Genomic DNA, 14,841 nt, shown 5'->3' with positions numbered 1-14,841 from the left:
CGCCCTGCCCGGGGCGGCCGGGTCCTGCACGTCGGCGGCCGCAGCGCGCCGCCGGTGACTGCGTCGGCCTCACGGGCCTGCGCTGACGCCCCGGCGCTCAGCGGGCGCGGAGCTCGACCACCACCAGCTCCCGCGGATTGTTCACGCGCACCCCGGCGGTGCTGTTGCCCAGACCGCGGCTGATGACCATGGTGGTCCCGCCGCGGGTGTGCACGCCCTCGCTGAGCTCGGGCAGCCATCCCTCGTGCGGGGCGTAGAGGCCGCCGAGCAGCGGCAGGCGCACCTGTCCGCCGTGGGCGTGTCCGGACAGCACCAGGTCCACGCCGGAGGCGGCGTACTCCTCCAGCAGCTCCGGTCGGTGGGCGAGCAGGATGCGGGGCGTCCCGGCGGGCGACTCGAGTCCGGCCAGCACCGGCCCGGGCGGCCGTGGCGGCCGGCCCTGGGTGCCGCGGACCCGCGGATCGTCCAGACCGATGACGCTGAGCTCGGTGCCGGCCAGCTCGACCGTGACCGCGGCGTCGCGCAGCACCACCACGCCGCGGTCCTCGAGCCCGGCGATCAGCTCGTCCCGCCGCTCCGAGTCGGCCTCGTGGTTGCCCAGCACGAAGTAGGTCGGGGCGATCTCCTGCAGGTCGCCCGCCACCGTGAGCACGAGGGTGAGGTCGGCGGTGCGCCGATCCACCAGGTCCCCGGTGATCGCGATCAGGTCCGGCTGGGCGGCCTCGACCCCGGCGAGCAGGCGCTGCGGGAACGTGCCGAAGGAGGCGGCGTGGAGGTCGGAGACCTGGGCGATGCGCAGTCCGTCGGCCGCGGCGGGCAGCTGCGCGAGCCCGACCTCGTAGTGGGAGACGTCCAGGCGGCGGTTGTCCCACAGCAGCCAGCCGGCCGCCATCGCGAGCGTCAGCAGAGCGACCAGCGCGGCCACGGCGAGGCGCTGCAGCGCCGGGAGCCGCGCGGGGACGCGGCGGGAGGCGACCGAGAGGGGCGCGGTCACCGCACGGTGATCCCGGCAGCCGCCATGGCGGCCTTCGCCTCGGCGATGGTCATCTGCTGGAAGTGGAAGACGCTCGCGGCGAGCACCGCATCCGCCCCGGCCTGCACGGCGGGCGGGAAGTCGGCGGGCTTCCCGGCGCCGCCGGAGGCGATAAGCGGCAGGTTCGTCGCCTCGCGGGCCAGGCGGATCAGCTCGAGGTCGAAGCCCCGCTCGGTGCCGTCGGCGTCCATCGAGTTCAGCAGGATCTCGCCGGCGCCGCGCTCGGTGACCTCGCGGATCCAGGCGATCGCGTCGATCCCGGTGCCGCGGCGGCCGCCGTGGGTGGTGACCTCGAAGCCGGAGCCGCTGCGGGCGGTGCCGGCGGGGCTCTCCTCGGTGACGCGGCGCGCGTCGATCGAGAGCACCAGCACCTGGTTGCCGAAGCGGTGCGAGATCTCGCTGATCAGCTCGGGGCGGGCGATCGCGGCGGTGTTGACGCCGCACTTGTCGGCGCCGGCCCGCAGCAGCTGGTCGACGTCGTCCACCGAGCGGACGCCGCCGCCGACGGTGAGCGGGATGAAGATCTCCTCGGCGGTGCGGCGGACCACGTCGATCATGGTCTCCCGGCCGCCGGAGGAGGCGGTGACGTCGAGGAAGGTGAGCTCGTCGGCCCCCTCGGCCCCGTAGCGGGCGGCCAGCTCGACCGGGTCCCCCGCGTCGCGGAGGTCCTTGAAATTCACGCCCTTGACGACGCGACCGGCATCGACGTCCAGGCACGGGATCACACGGACGGCGACACTCATGCGTCGATCCTCTCCATATCGAGCTCCTCGGCTCCTTCGATGATGAACTGCTTGCGGGGAGCCACCTCCGAGCCCATCAGCAGCTCGAACATGGCGCTGGCGGCCTCGGCGTCCTCGATCCGGACCCGGCGCAGCGTGCGGTGGCCCGGCTCCATGGTGGTGTCCGCGAGCTGGTCGGCGTCCATCTCCCCGAGCCCCTTGTAGCGCTGGATCGGCTCCTTGTAGCGCTTGTTGCGGCGCTCGAGGTTCTTCAGCAGCTTGCTCAGCTCGGCCTCCGAGTAGGTGTAGACGTACTCGTTCTTCTTGGAGCCCCCGTGGACGATCTCCACCCGGTGCAGCGGCGGGACGGCGGCGTAGACCCGGCCGGCCTCGACCAGCGGCCGCATGTAGCGGTGGAACAGCGTCAGCAGCAGGGTGCGGATGTGGGCGCCGTCGACGTCGGCGTCGGTCATCATGATGATCTTGCCGTAGCGGGCGGCGTCGAGGTCGAAGGTGCGGCCCGAGCCGGCCCCGATCACCTGGATGATCGCGGCGCACTCGGCGTTCTTCAGCATGTCCGTGATGGACGCCTTCTGCACGTTGAGGATCTTGCCGCGGATCGGCAGCAGCGCCTGGAACTCGGAGTCCCGGGCGCTCTTGGCGGTGCCCAGGGCGCTGTCGCCCTCGACGATGAACAGCTCGGACCGCTCGACGTCGTCGGCGCGGCAGTCCGCCAGCTTGGTGGGCATGGTGGACGACTCCAGCGCGTTCTTGCGCCGCGAGACCTCCTTGTGCATCCGCGCCGCGATCCGGGCGCGCATCTCGGAGACCACCTTGTCGATGACCAGCGCGGCCTGTTCCTTCTCCCCCTTTCTGGTGGAGGTCAGGAACTCGGTGAGGCGGTCCTCGACGACCTTCGCGACGATCGCGCGGATCGCGGGGGTGCCGAGGACCTCCTTGGTCTGGCCCTCGAACTGCGGTTCGTCGATGCGGACGCTGACCACGGCGGTGAGTCCGGCGAGGGTGTCGTCCTTCTCGATCTTCTCGTTCTTGGCGTTGAACTTGACCCGGCGGGCCTGGTTCTCGACCTGCTTGCGCATGGTCTTGACCAGGGCCTGCTCGAAGCCGGCGACGTGGGTGCCGCCCTTGGGGGTGGCGACGATGTTCACGAAGGAGCGCAGGGTGGAATCGAAGTCGGCGCCCCAGCGCAGGGCGATGTCGACCTCGCAGGAGCGCTCGACGTCGGTCGAGACCATGTGCCCGTTGCGGTCGAGCACCGGGACGGTCTCGACGTACTCGCCGGAGCCCTGCAGCCGGATCACGTCGGTGATCTTCTCGTCCTGGGCGAGGTACTCGACGAACTCGCTGATCCCGCCCTCGTACTTGAAGGTCCGGGTGGTGGGCTGGTCGGGGATCGCCTCGGGGCGCAGGTCGGTGACGGACAGCTCGAGGCCCGGCACCAGGAAGGCGGTCTGCCGGGACCGGCGGGTGAGGTCGTCGAGCGAGAAGTGGGAGCCCTTGACGAAGATCTGGGGATCCGCCCAGTACCGCACCCGGGTGCCGGTGACGCCGCGCTTGGCCCTGCCCACCACCCGCAACTCGCCGGGGCCGGCCGCCGGGGTGAAGGGGGACTCGGCGCTGGGGCCGTCGACGTCCGCGAAGACGCCGGGGGCGCCGCGCTGGAAGCTCATCGCGTAGGTCTTGCCGCCGCGGTCGACCTCGACGTCGAGGCGGCCGGAGAGCGCGTTGACGACGCTCGCGCCGACGCCGTGGAGCCCGCCGGAGGCCGCGTAGGAGCCGCCGCCGAACTTCCCGCCGGCGTGGAGCTTGGTGTAGACCACCTCGACGCCGGTCAGGCCGGTGCGGGGCTCGACGTCCACCGGGACGCCGCGGCCGGTGTCGCGCACCTCGACGGAGTGGTCGGGGTGCAGGATCACCGCGATCGAGTCGCCGTGGCCGCCGAGGGCCTCGTCGACAGCATTGTCGAGGATCTCCCACAGGCAGTGCATCAGGCCCCGGGAGTCGGTCGAGCCGATGTACATGCCGGGGCGCTTGCGCACCGCCTCCAGTCCCTCGAGGACCTGGAGGTTGCGGGCGTCGTAGGCGGACTTCTTCGCGGGGATGGTGGTGGACACCCTTGCGATCCTACGGCGCATCGCCCCCGGAGACCGGCATTGCGGCCCCGCTCACAGCGTCGTTGCGCCCCCAGCGAACCGCGGTCCCCATCACTGTCCCCGGTGCCTGCGGGATGCTAGAAAGACACCATGAACCTGACTCTCGAAGCTCCCCGGCTGACGGCACACGATCGTTGCGACCGCTGCGGCGCCCAGGCGTACGTGAAGGTCCTCCTGGAGGCCGGCGGCGAACTGATGTTCTGCGCCCACCACGCCCGCGCCCACGAGGACGCCCTGAAGGACGTCGTCTCGGAGGTCATCGACGAGACCGAGCGTCTCCACGCCAAGCCGGAGCCGATCGACGACTGATCCACCGGCGACGCGTCGAGGCCCGACGCGCCGCGCACCGACGAGGGCGCCCACCGCTGCGGTGGGCGCCCTCGTGCGTTCGCGCGCTCAGCCCTCCAGCAGCTGCTCGGCGCGGATCGCGTACTCGACCCAGCAGGTGTCGCGTCCCTCGCGCGGATCCCGCTCCCCCGTCGCCCGGAAGCCGAGGCGCTCGTACAGCGCGCGGGCCGGCGCATTGGTCTCGTCCACGTCCAGCCGCAGGTCGGGGCGGCCCAGCTCCACGGCGAGCCGCGCGAGCGCCCGGAACAGCAGCCGCGAGACGCCCAGTCCACGGGCCGACGGGCGCACCCAGAGGGACACGATGTGGGCGCGGTCCGCAGGGATCGGATGCGCGGGGGTGTACCCCGCCGGCAGCAGGGCGATCCCGCCGAGCGTCTCCGGCCCCCGCCGGGCCTGCAGATGGATGCGGGGGCCGGCGATCTCCGCGCGCCACTGCTGCTCGTCGCGGTCGCGCTCCTGCGCCGGATCCGCCCAGAAGGCGTCCGGGTCGGCGGCCAGCATGGACAGGCGCAGGTCGCGGTGGGAGATCCAGTCCTCACCGCGCACGCGGTGGATCCGCGGCGCGGCGGCGCTGAGCGGCTCGGCGCTGAGCGGCTCGGTGGCCATCGGCTCGGTGGTCATCGGCTCGGTGGTCATGCTCGTGTCGTCGTCCTCGTCCCGCCGCCCTCGGCGGCGTGCTGGTTCCCCCTCGAGGGGGCGGACGGAGAAGCGGGCCCGAGCTCTGGTGAACTCGGGCCCGCCGGATCGCCGGGGATCAGTCGAGGTAGTCGCGCAGCACCTGCGAGCGCGAGGGGTGGCGCAGCTTCGACATGGTCTTGGACTCGATCTGGCGGATCCGCTCCCGGGTCACGCCGTAGACCTTGCCGATCTCGTCGAGGGTCTTGGGCTGACCGTCCTCGAGGCCGAAGCGCATCGAGACCACGCCGGCCTCGCGCTCGGAGAGGGTGTCCAGCACCGAGTGGAGCTGCTCCTGCAGGAGGGTGAAGCTCACGGCGTCGGCCGGGACCACGGCCTCCGAGTCCTCGATGAGGTCGCCGAACTCGCTGTCGCCGTCCTCGCCGAGCGGGGTGTGCAGGGAGATGGGCTCGCGGCCGTACTTCTGGACCTCGACGACCTTCTCGGGCGTCATGTCCAGCTCCTTGGCGAGCTCCTCCGGGGTGGGCTCACGGCCGAGGTCCTGCAGCATCTGCCGCTGGACCCGGGCCAGCTTGTTGATGACCTCGACCATGTGCACGGGGATGCGGATGGTGCGGGCCTGGTCCGCCATGGCGCGGGTGATGGCCTGACGGATCCACCAGGTGGCGTAGGTGGAGAACTTGTAGCCCTTGGCGTAGTCGAACTTCTCGACGGCGCGGATCAGGCCGAGGTTGCCCTCCTGGATCAGGTCCAGGAACAGCATGCCGCGACCGGTGTAGCGCTTGGCCAGGGAGACCACCAGGCGGAGGTTCGCCTCGAGCAGGTGGTCCTTGGCGGCGCGGCCGTCCTCGGCGATGATCGCGAGCTCGCGGCCCGCCTTGGTCTTGGTGATCGACTCGTCGCGCTTGAGCTTCTGCTCGGCGTACAGCCCGGCCTCGATGCGCTCGGCGAGCTCGACCTCCTGGGCCGCGTTCAGCAGCGCGACCTTGCCGATCTGCTTGAGGTAGTCCTTGACCGGGTCCGCGGTGGCGCCGGCGGTGACGACCTGCTGGGCGGGGGCGTCGTCCTCGGCGGCGTTGAAGACGAAGCCGCCGGAGGCCTCGACCCGGGCGTCGGCCCGCGAGTCGGTCTTCTTCGCCTCGGTGTCCTCGGTCTCGTCCTCGACCACGTCCTCGTCGGTGGTGTCCTTCGCCTCGGCGGCCGTCTTCGCGGCGGCGGTCTTGGCGGCGGCGGTCTTGGCGGCGGCGGTCTTCGTGGCGGCGGTCTTCTTGGCCGGGGCCTTCCGGACCGGGGCCTTCTTGGGGCTCGCCGGCGCGGCGGCGGTGTCGGTCTCGGCGGCGGGGGAACGCTTCGAGAGCGCGTCCGCCTCGGACCCGGCCGCGGCGGCGGTCGTGTCGGTAGCGGTCGGGGCGGTCTTGGAGGAGGTCACAGAGTTCCTTCTTCCGGCGGCGGCCCGGGGTGGGGCGGTCCGCCGCGTCTCGGGCGATCGGTCTTCTCGGCGCGGCTCGAGGCCTCCGCTGCTGCGTCGCGTCGCCGGTCCGAACCGGTGTCACGGCGCACGGACGCACGGTGCCGTCAAGCCTGTCGAGTATAACCGCCCTCGTCGGGGGTTTATTCCCGCCCCTCAGGAACCGGCGGTGACGCCTTCCCCGGCGGCGGGATAGTCGTCCTTCACCGCGAGCACCGGGCACGGCGCGCCGAGCACGACCCGTCGGGCGGCGGCGCCGAGGTTGAGCTTCCCGATCGCGGGCTTCCGGCGCAGACCGATCACCAGCAGGTCGGCGGCGACCTCGTCGGCGACCGCCAGGATGAACTCACCGGCGTCCTTGGTGGGAGAGCTGCGCACGGCGACCTCGCCGACCGCGCCGCCGACCTCGGCGAGCGCCGCCCGCACCGCGTCCTCGTCGGCGGCGGACATCCCGTGCTCGGGGTCGTTGTACTGATGCGAGACGATCACCAGGTCCTGAGCGCTGCGCGAGGCGTAGCGGACACCTGCCCGCAGCGCGGCCCTGCCCTGGCCGGACGGGGAATACCCCACGACGATGGTCATGCGACATCTCCTAGGTCCGGGCGGCGGCGTCGGCCCGCCGCGGGTCGGCGGCCGGATCGGGACAGACTATCCGCCCAGCAGCGCGGCGATCCACTCCTCGAGTCCGGGATGGGTGAGCAGGAAGGCGTCGTGCCCGATCGGGGAGGCGGCGACGTGCCATGCGGCCTGCGGGACGTGGGCGGCGATCTCCTCGACCAGCGGGGGCGGGAAGAGGCGATCGGAGTCGATGGCGACGGCCAGGGTCCGCGCCGTCACCCGCTGCAGGGCCCGGGCGACGCCGCCGCGGCCCCTGCCCACGTCGTGCGTGTTCATGCTCTGGGCGAGGGTGACGTAGGAGTTCGCGTCGAAGCGCCGCACGAGCTTGGCGGCGTGGTGGTCGAGATAGCTGGTCACCTGGTGGCGGCCGCGGCCGTCGAAGGGGTCCTCGGCGCTCTGGGAGCGGTTGCCGAAGCGGGTCTCCAGCTCGTTCGCGGTGCGGTACGTGGTGTGCGCGATCCGGCGGGCGATGCCCAGACCGGCGTACGGACCCTGGCCGGGAGCCAGGTCGTAGTAGTCACCGCCGCGGTAGGCGGGGTCCAGGCGGATGGCGGCGATCTGGGCGCTGTTCCAGGCGATCTGGTCCGCGGTGGCGCGCGCCGAGGAGGCGATCACGGCCAGCCGCTGGACCTCCTCGGGGTGGGAGACCCCCATTCGACGGCCCGCATGCCCCCCATGGAGCCGCCGATCACGAGGGACCAGCGGTCGATGCCGAGCTCCTGGCGCAGGCGGCGCTCCGCCTCGACCTGGTCGCGGATGGTGATCTGCGGGAACCGGGATCCGTAGGGGCGGCCGTCGGGGGCCGGGGAGGCGGGGCCGGTGGTGCCCTGGCAGCCGCCGAGCACGTTGGGGGCGATGACGAAGCAGTCGTCGGTGTCGATGGGCCGGCCGGGGCCGACCATGTCCTCCCACCAGCCGGGGCTGGGATGCGAGGCGCCGGCCGGTCCGCGCACATGGGAGTCGCCCGTCAGCGCATGCAGCACCAGCACCGCGTTGCCCGCCTGCTCATCCAGCCGTCCCCAGGTCTCGTAGGCCATGGTGACCTGCTCGAGCACCTCGCCGCTCTCGAGGACCAGCGGGCCGATGTCCACGAAGCGACGGTCGCCGGCGCCGCGCTCCGGGGTCCACGCGCCGCTCACGTGACCGGAGCCGGGCCCGCTCGGAGCCGATCCGTCCCCGGCGGAGGGTCCCGCACCCACCCTGCGGTGCGCTCCGAGGATCGTCATCGGCAGTTCTCCTTCTCGGTTCGACGGCATGTCGTGCTCTGCTGCGCCGAGCCCCGAGAGGCTCCCGGATCAGGCGGCGGGCCACCAGGCCGGGAAGATCGGGGCGTCGGTCATCCGTGAGAGCAAGGGTGCCAGAGTCGACTCCGGTTCCCGCTCCCGGAGCTCGTCGACGAGACCGCCGGCGGTCGCGAAGCGGTGGTTCCACCACGCCAGCATCACCAGCAGCGCGGTCAGGGCGCGCCAGGCCGAGCGGGCGGTGCCGCGTGCCGGGGCGGCCGGAGCATCGCCCGCCCCCGCCACCACGCGCAGCCTCTCCAGCGCCTGATACCAGGGCCCACCTGCGCAGACATCCGGGTGCGGACGCCAGCGCGGATCGCTGACGAGCACCTGGAGCAGCGTCTCCCGCTCGATCCGCTGTTCGGCGCCGTGCTCGACGCACTGCGCCAGCAGCTCCCAGTGGAGCCGGTCCACCGCCACCGCGGAGAGGAACTCGGCGATCTGTTCACACTGCGTCATCCCCGCGGCGTCCGGGGCCGGGCCGGACCCCGCCCGCAGGCGCCCGAGCGCCGTGCGGGCGGCGGTGAAGAGCTCGCCGATGTCGGCGCTCGTGGCGAGATCCCGCGGGGGCAGGCGCAGGCGGTGGCCGATCTCCGCCAGCACCGGGTCCTCCGGCTCGGGATGCGGCAGCGGGTTCCCGGTGAGCACGGCGGCGGCCGCGGCGCGGGTGTCCTGGAACGGGCGCAGCGGGCCGGCCCGGGACGGCTCGACCCCGTCTCCGTCCCGCACCGCCAGGAGCTCCCAGCAGCTGGCTCCTGCCGCTGCCCGCAGGGAGTGCAGCGCGAAGGGCGCCGGCCCGAGGTCCCGGGCGGCGCAGCGGAGCAGCTCGCCGGCCTGCCGCAGGACGGCGCGCACCACCGGCTCCGGCACGTCCTGGTAGCCGTCGCCGACCACGATCAGCGCATGGGCCTGGGGGCCGCCGCGCCGGCGCAGGAGCTCGAGGTGGCGGTGCAGGTGCCGCTCCCCGGTCGGTGCCAGCAGCTCCTGCAGGGAGGAGCAGGTGAGCACCGGCGCCAGGCCCGGGGCGCCGGCCCCGACCATGATCAGCGCGTCGGTCGGGCTCTCGCGGAGGCAGAGACGGGCCTCCGCCAGGAGCTCCGCCGGATCGTCGGCATCCAGCAGGCGTCGGCGGGGGTCTGCGGGGCTGGTGTTCGTCGTCATGGCGGGAGCCTCGCCGATCGGGTGGACCACCGCCTGGGCGAGGCTGGCGCTGGGGACGACCGGGCCCTGGGGAGGAAGGATCATGCTCGCGGCGCGGACGCTTCGGGCGGGCGTGGGAGGATCGGGGGGACCCCCGAGAGAGGACCCCCCGATGCCGCCTGCCGACATCCCGCCCACCGCCGATCACCTGCGCGACCTCGATCGACGACTGGTCGCGCGGGTCGGTGAGATCACCCGCGAGGAGCTCGCGGCGCGCCGTCGCCTGCTCCAGGAGATCTCACCGGAGACCGCCGGGCTGGTCGAGGTGCTCGAGCGCTACCTCGAGGGCGGCAAGCTGCTGCGGCCCCGGTTCTGCTTCTGGGGCGGCGCGGCGGCGCTCCCCCGGGAGCCCACCGCCGCGCAGCTCGAGGCCCTCGCCCGCTTCGGCGCGGCGATCGAGCTCGTGCAGGCCGCTGCGCTGATGCATGACGACGTCATCGACCACTCCCCCGTCCGGCGGGGACGCCCCGCCGCCCACGTCGAGGCGGAGCATGCGCATCGCGCGGCGGGCCTGGTCGGCTCGTCCCAGGAATACGGGGTCGCGGTCGCGATCGTGCTGGGCGACCTGGCGCTGAGCTGGGCCGAGCAGCTCGCCGCCGGGGTCAACGGCGGACTCGCCGGCGTCCGGCGGGCGCGCGCCGAGTTCGACGCCCTGCGCACCGAGGTGATGGCCGGGCAGTTCCTGGACGTCCTGCACCAGGCCGGCGGCTTCACCTCCTCCCCCGACGCCGAGCAGGCGGCGCTGTCGGTGATCCGCTGGAAGACCGTGCCGTACACGGTGCTGCGGCCGGTGCGGATCGGGGCGGCGCTGATGGGGGCGGAGGACTCCGAGCTGGAGGCGCTCTCGCGCTGGGCGATCGAGGTCGGCACCGCCTTCCAGCTGCGCGACGACCTGCTCAGCGTGATCGGCGATCAGGACGAGACCGGCAAGCCGATCGGCGGCGACATCGTCGAGGGCAAGCGCACGGTGCTGCTGGCGCGCACCGAGTCCGCGACCGACGCCCAGGGGCGGGCCCTGCTGGAGCGCGTCGTCGGTCAGGCCGCCGCGAGCGCGGAGGAGATCCGCGCGGTGCACGACCTGATGGTCTCGACCGGGGCGGTCGCCGCAGTGGCCGAGGATGTGCGTCGGCGGGCCACCCGGGCCAGGGAGATCCTCGGCGCGGCCGAGCTCGGGGCGCTGGGACGCGCCGGCCTGGGCGCCCTGGCGGACCTGGCGACCGACGTCGAGTCGCTGCCCGCCTGAGCGGGCGGGCCGGATCCCGTCAGAGGGCGAGGGCGAGGGCCCGTCGGCGGACCTCCCCGCGCTGACCGCGGCGCAGGTGGTCGATGGGCCGGCCCGGCAGGGTCTCGTCCTCGGTGAACAGCCATGCCAGCAGCTCCTCGTCCTCGAAGCCGCCGTCCCGCAGGATGGTGATGGTGCCGCCGAGGTGCGGGGTGAGCTCGTCGCCGTTGAGCATGAGCGCAGGCACCATGCGCACCACGGGATCGCCGCGGCGGACGGCGATCAGCTGCCCGTCCTCGACGAGGCGGCGCACACGGGAGATGTCCATGTCCAGCTGCAGGGCGACGTCGGGCAGGGTGAGCCAGTCGGTGATGAGGGCGTCGAGGTCGTTCACGCCCCCAGGGTGCCACGCCCCGGCGCTCGCGCGCACCTCCGCCGACCTCGCCGCCCCGGCCCGGGGTCCCGGGAGGTCCTCGCCGTGTCGGTCCCAGTTCCCTGCGCGGGCGCCGCTTAGATTGAGCTCGTGCGTTCGGCGACGTCGACTTCCCCCGGCATCAGTGTGCTCCTCGACGACCGTTACCGGGTCGAGGAGCCGATAGCCCGTGGCGGGATGGCGACGGTGCATCGGGGCCACGACGAGCGCCTGGACCGCGTGGTCGCGCTGAAGATCATGCATCCCCACCTCGCGATGGACGAGGACTTCCGGCGTCGCTTCGGCCGGGAGGCGCGGTCCGCCGCCCGGCTCGCCCACCGCAACGTGGTGGGGGTGTTCGACCAGGGCGAGGACGCCGACCGGATCTACCTCGCGATGGAGCTCATCGAGGGCGAGACGCTGCGGGCCCGGATCGTCGAGCAGGGCCGGCTCACCGTCGGCGAGAGCCTCGAGGTCACCGCGCAGGTGCTCGAGGCGCTGGTGGCCGCCCACGGCGCCGGGATCGTCCACCGCGACATCAAGCCGGAGAACATCCTCATCGACGGCGCCGACGTGGTGAAGGTCGCCGATTTCGGTCTGGCCCGCGCGATCGGCGCGACGAACTCCTCGGCGAGCGCGACCCTGCTGGGCACGGTCGCGTACATCAGCCCCGAGGTCGTCACCCGCGGCCACGCCGACGAGCGCAGCGACCTCTACTCCCTGGGCGTGGTGCTGTTCGAGATGCTCACCGGCCGCCAGCCCTTCGTCGGCGAACAGCCGGTCCACATCGCCTTCCAGCACGTCCACGAGGACATCCCCGCCCCCTCCACCCTGGTCACCGGGATCCCGCGCGAGCTCGACTCCCTGGTCACCTGGGCCGCGGCCCGCCCCGTCGGCCAGCGCCCGGCCGGTGCCGCGGAGCTGCTGCGCGTGGTGCGGGAGCTGTCCGCGACGCTGCCCGCGGCGGTGCTGGCGACCCGTCCGGAGCCGCGGGAGGGCTTCGAGACCGGGGACGTGCCGCGCATGACGGCCTCGCTCGACGCGGTCGCCTCCGCGCTCGAGCACGGACCGCGCGCTTTCCCTGCCGACCTGCTGCCCACCGGCGCCGACGGCTCCGGCCCTGCCGGCTCCTTCCCGTCCGCGAGCGCCGGGCCCGGGGAGGACGAGGACCCCGCCGCGCAGGACGACGACGCCGACCCGTCCGCCGCGGAGGCCGACGAGACGCCGCGGCTGGTGGTGCTGCGGGCGCCGACGCCGCGCCGCGGCCGCCACCTGCCCCACCGCATCCGGCGCCGTTCACGGCCGATGGCGATGCTCGCCGCGCTCAGCCTGCTGGCGGTGCTGCTCGGCGGCGCCGGGGCGGGCGGCGACTGGTACTTCACCACCGGCCCCGGCGCGGACCGCACCATCCCCCTGGTCACCGGCACCCCGCTGGGCGACGCGGAGGCGGCGCTGACCGCCTCCGACCTCACCGTCGCCACCCAGGAGCGCTTCGACGACGCGGTCCCGGCCGGGCACGTCATCTCGGCCTCCCCCACCACGGGCACCACCGTGAAGCGGGGCACCGAGGTGCAGGTGATCGTCTCCAAGGGGGAGCAGACCTTCCCGGTCCCGCAGCTGGTCGGCAAGGACCTCGAGACCGCTCGCAGCGCGGTGGAGTCCGTCGGCCTCGAGCTCGTCGAGGACCCGCCGGAGCACTCCGAGACCGTCCCCAAGGGCGAGGTCATCTCCCAGTCGGCGAGCGCCGAGGCGCTGCCCGCCGGGGAGCCGGTGCACGTGGTCGTCTCGCTGGGCCGCGAGCCGCTCACGGTGCCCGACCAGACCGGCACCGGCGGGGACGCCGCCCGCGCGGCGCTCGAGCGCGCCGGCTTCGAGGTCACCACCTCACAGGCGCATTCCGGCAGCGTCCCCCGCGGCGCGGTCATCTCCCAGTCCCCCGCCTCCGGCACCCTGTTCCGCGGCGACACCGTGCACATCGTCACCTCGCTCGGCCCGGAGATGGTCACCGTCCCCGACGTGTTCCGCCAGCCGGAGGCCGACGCGAGGGCCGCGCTCGAGGCCGCCGGCTTCGCGGTGGAGGTCGTCCACGACAAGGGCGACCCGGTCTTCGGTCTGGTCTACGAGCAGTCGGCGCTCGCCGGAGGGCAGCTCGAGAAGGGCTCCACCGTCACCCTCAAGGTGTTCTGAGTCCCGCCCCACCCGCACCGCAGGACGCCGGCGCCACCTCTGCAGGTGGCGCCGGCGTCCGTCGTCGGGGGGGCGGGCTCAGCGGCGCGAGAGCATCTCCGCGACCAGGAAGGCGAGCTCGAGGGACTGCTGGTGGTTCAGCCGCGGATCCACCAGGGTCTCGTAGCGGCGGGTCAGGCCCTCCTCGTCGATCTCCCCGGAGCCGCCGAGGACCTCGGTGACGTCGTCGCCGGTGAGCTCCATGTGGAGGCCGGCCGGGATCGTGCCCAGGCCCTGGTGCACCTCGAAGAAGCCGACCACCTCGTCCATGATGTCCTCGAAGCGGCGGGTCTTGTACCCGTTGGACGAGGTGATGGTGTTGCCGTGCATCGGGTCGGTCACCCAGGCCACCTGGGCGCCGGAGTCCCGCACGGCCTCGACCAGCGTCGGCAGGCGGTCACGGATCTTGCCCGCGCCCATCCGGGTGATGAAGGTCAGCCGGCCGGGCTCCCGCTCCGGGTCGAGCCGGTCGATCAGCCGCAGCGCATCGTCCACCGAGGCGTTCGGGCCGAGCTTGACCCCGATCGGGTTGCGCAGACGGGCCATGAAGTCGACATGGGCGCCGTCGAGCTGGCGGGTGCGCTCGCCGATCCACAGGAAGTGCCCCGAGCAGCCGTAGATCTCGCCGGTGCGGGAGTCGATCCGGGACAGGGCCTCCTCGTAGTCGAGCAGCAGCGCCTCGTGGGAGGCGTAGAACTCGACCACCTTGAGGGCATCGAAGTCCGCACCGATGGCGTCCATGAAGCGGATCGCCTTGTCGATCTGGCCGGCCAGCTCCTCGTAGCGGTCGTAGCCGGTGCCGGAGGTGAAGCCCCGGTTCCAGGAGTGCACCTCGCGCAGGTCCGCGAAGCCCCCGCCGGTGAACGCACGCAGCAGGTTCAGGGTGGAGGAGCTGGTGGTGTACATCTTCCACAGCCGCCGCGGGTCGGGGATCCGGGACTCGGGGGTGAAGGCGATCTCGTTGACGGCGTCGCCGCGGTAGGTCGGCAGCGTCACGCCGTCGCGGGTCTCCTCGTCGGCGGAGCGCGGCTTCGCGAACTGGCCGGCCATCCGTCCCATCTTCACCACCGGCACCGAGGCGCCGTAGGTGAGCACGGCCGCCATCTGCAAGATGGTGCGGATCTTGTTGCGGATCCGGTCGGCGGTGGAATCGGCGAAGGTCTCCGCGCAGTCCCCGCCGGCGAGCAGGAACGCCTCACCGCGGGCGGCGGCCGCCACCCGCTCGCGCAGCACGTCGACCTCACCGGCGAAGACCAGCGGCGGGGCGGCCCGCAGGTCCTCGAAGACGCTCGCGCGCTCGGTCTCGTCGGGCCACACCGGCTGCTGCACCCGCGGATACTCGCGCCACGCACCCAGGGCCGCCAGGCCGTCGTCGGCCGAGGACAGGGAGAAGCTGTGGGCGCGGGCGGGGGCGTCGGGGCTGAATTGAGTCACGCGCACAGGGTATCCAGTTCCCGGCGCGGCGGCGTCGCGGGGCCGAGGGGCGGATCCCCCGCCCG

At 73.3% G+C, this 14,841-nt stretch carries 12 protein-coding genes and 1 pseudogene; 3 read left to right on the top strand and 10 right to left on the bottom strand.

The annotated features are described in order from the left end of the window. Positions 1 to 97: 97 nt before the first annotated feature. Genes ACOJUI_RS07230 through ACOJUI_RS07220 form a run of 3 tightly spaced genes read right to left on the bottom strand, consistent with a single transcriptional unit; the run spans position 98 to position 3,911 of the window. The gene (locus ACOJUI_RS07230; RefSeq protein ID WP_422117384.1) at positions 98 to 994 is read right to left on the bottom strand and encodes a metallophosphoesterase; all 897 of its coding nucleotides are present in this window, start codon (positions 992 to 994) and stop codon (positions 98 to 100) included. After that, entirely contained in the window at positions 991 to 1,776 is a 786-nt protein-coding gene (gene hisF, locus ACOJUI_RS07225; protein WP_422117383.1) for an imidazole glycerol phosphate synthase subunit HisF, read from the bottom strand. Before hisF ends, ACOJUI_RS07230 begins: the two co-directional genes overlap by 4 nt. Continuing rightward, positions 1,773 to 3,911, bottom strand: coding sequence for a DNA gyrase/topoisomerase IV subunit B (locus ACOJUI_RS07220; RefSeq protein WP_422117382.1), 2,139 nt, complete (start codon positions 3,909 to 3,911; stop codon positions 1,773 to 1,775). The genes hisF and ACOJUI_RS07220 overlap by 4 nt, the downstream gene beginning before the upstream one ends. A 108-nt stretch (positions 3,912 to 4,019) precedes the next feature. On the opposite strand from ACOJUI_RS07220, the gene ACOJUI_RS07215 reads away from it, so the two are divergent. Further along, a complete protein-coding gene (locus ACOJUI_RS07215; RefSeq protein ID WP_422117381.1) occupies positions 4,020 to 4,238 on the top strand; it encodes a DUF7455 domain-containing protein in 219 nt (72 codons plus the stop codon). Positions 4,239 to 4,325: 87 nt separating this feature from the next. On the opposite strand, the gene ACOJUI_RS07210 is transcribed toward ACOJUI_RS07215, so the two are convergent. From ACOJUI_RS07210 to ACOJUI_RS07190, 5 genes and pseudogenes are all read right to left on the bottom strand, one after another. After that, positions 4,326 to 4,913, bottom strand: a complete 588-nt coding sequence (locus ACOJUI_RS07210) for a GNAT family N-acetyltransferase (RefSeq protein WP_422117380.1) — start codon at positions 4,911 to 4,913, stop codon at positions 4,326 to 4,328. A gap of 118 nt (positions 4,914 to 5,031) precedes the next feature. After that, positions 5,032 to 6,342, bottom strand: coding sequence for an RNA polymerase sigma factor (locus ACOJUI_RS07205; RefSeq protein ID WP_422117379.1), 1,311 nt, complete (start codon positions 6,340 to 6,342; stop codon positions 5,032 to 5,034). A gap of 195 nt (positions 6,343 to 6,537) precedes the next feature. Beyond that, positions 6,538 to 6,963, bottom strand: a complete 426-nt coding sequence (locus tag ACOJUI_RS07200; RefSeq protein WP_422117378.1) for a universal stress protein — start codon at positions 6,961 to 6,963, stop codon at positions 6,538 to 6,540. Positions 6,964 to 7,029: 66 nt separating this feature from the next. Then, positions 7,030 to 8,225, bottom strand: a pseudogene (metX, locus tag ACOJUI_RS07195) (homoserine O-acetyltransferase MetX). A gap of 69 nt (positions 8,226 to 8,294) precedes the next feature. Then, complete coding sequence (locus tag ACOJUI_RS07190; RefSeq protein ID WP_422117377.1) at positions 8,295 to 9,527, bottom strand: hypothetical protein; 1,233 nt, start codon at positions 9,525 to 9,527, stop codon at positions 8,295 to 8,297. A gap of 67 nt (positions 9,528 to 9,594) precedes the next feature. Here ACOJUI_RS07190 and ACOJUI_RS07185 point away from each other — a divergent pair, with 67 nt between their 5' ends. After that, positions 9,595 to 10,725 (top strand): polyprenyl synthetase family protein, encoded by a 1,131-nt coding sequence (locus ACOJUI_RS07185; RefSeq protein ID WP_422117376.1) that lies wholly within the window; start codon positions 9,595 to 9,597, stop codon positions 10,723 to 10,725. A 19-nt stretch (positions 10,726 to 10,744) separates the two neighbouring features. On the opposite strand, the gene ACOJUI_RS07180 is transcribed toward ACOJUI_RS07185, so the two are convergent. Then, a complete protein-coding gene (locus ACOJUI_RS07180) occupies positions 10,745 to 11,098 on the bottom strand; it encodes an Rv2175c family DNA-binding protein (RefSeq protein WP_422117375.1) in 354 nt (117 codons plus the stop codon). A gap of 216 nt (positions 11,099 to 11,314) precedes the next feature. Between ACOJUI_RS07180 and pknB the strand changes: the two genes are divergently transcribed. After that, the gene (pknB, locus tag ACOJUI_RS07175) at positions 11,315 to 13,303 is read left to right on the top strand and encodes a Stk1 family PASTA domain-containing Ser/Thr kinase (RefSeq protein ID WP_422117374.1); all 1,989 of its coding nucleotides are present in this window, start codon (positions 11,315 to 11,317) and stop codon (positions 13,301 to 13,303) included. A gap of 78 nt (positions 13,304 to 13,381) precedes the next feature. Here pknB and ACOJUI_RS07170 read toward each other — a convergent pair whose 3' ends face one another. Further along, the gene (locus ACOJUI_RS07170) at positions 13,382 to 14,776 is read right to left on the bottom strand and encodes a class II 3-deoxy-7-phosphoheptulonate synthase (protein ID WP_422117373.1); all 1,395 of its coding nucleotides are present in this window, start codon (positions 14,774 to 14,776) and stop codon (positions 13,382 to 13,384) included. Between the last annotated feature and the right edge of the window lie 65 nt (positions 14,777 to 14,841).

The sequence above is a fragment of the Brachybacterium sp. UNK5269 genome (genome assembly GCF_049266655.1).
Classification (GTDB): domain Bacteria; phylum Actinomycetota; class Actinomycetes; order Actinomycetales; family Dermabacteraceae; genus Brachybacterium.
Note: the sequence above shows the minus strand (reverse complement) of the source record. Positions and strands in the feature narration are given on the sequence as shown.

Bases quoted from the DNA above. Each gene is read 5' to 3' on its own strand.
- ACOJUI_RS07185 (WP_422117376.1), top strand. From the start codon at position 9,595: ATGCCGCCTGCCGACATCCCGCCCACCGCCGATCACCTGCGCGACCTC.
- ACOJUI_RS07190 (WP_422117377.1), bottom strand. From the start codon at position 9,527: ATGATCCTTCCTCCCCAGGGCCCGGTCGTCCCCAGCGCCAGCCTCGCC.
- pknB (WP_422117374.1), top strand. From the start codon at position 11,315: ATGGCGACGGTGCATCGGGGCCACGACGAGCGCCTGGACCGCGTGGTC.
- ACOJUI_RS07215 (WP_422117381.1), top strand. From the start codon at position 4,020: ATGAACCTGACTCTCGAAGCTCCCCGGCTGACGGCACACGATCGTTGC.
- hisF (WP_422117383.1), bottom strand. From the start codon at position 1,776: ATGAGTGTCGCCGTCCGTGTGATCCCGTGCCTGGACGTCGATGCCGGT.
- ACOJUI_RS07200 (WP_422117378.1), bottom strand. From the start codon at position 6,963: ATGACCATCGTCGTGGGGTATTCCCCGTCCGGCCAGGGCAGGGCCGCG.
- ACOJUI_RS07220 (WP_422117382.1), bottom strand. From the start codon at position 3,911: ATGCGCCGTAGGATCGCAAGGGTGTCCACCACCATCCCCGCGAAGAAG.
- ACOJUI_RS07210 (WP_422117380.1), bottom strand. From the start codon at position 4,913: ATGACCACCGAGCCGATGACCACCGAGCCGATGGCCACCGAGCCGCTC.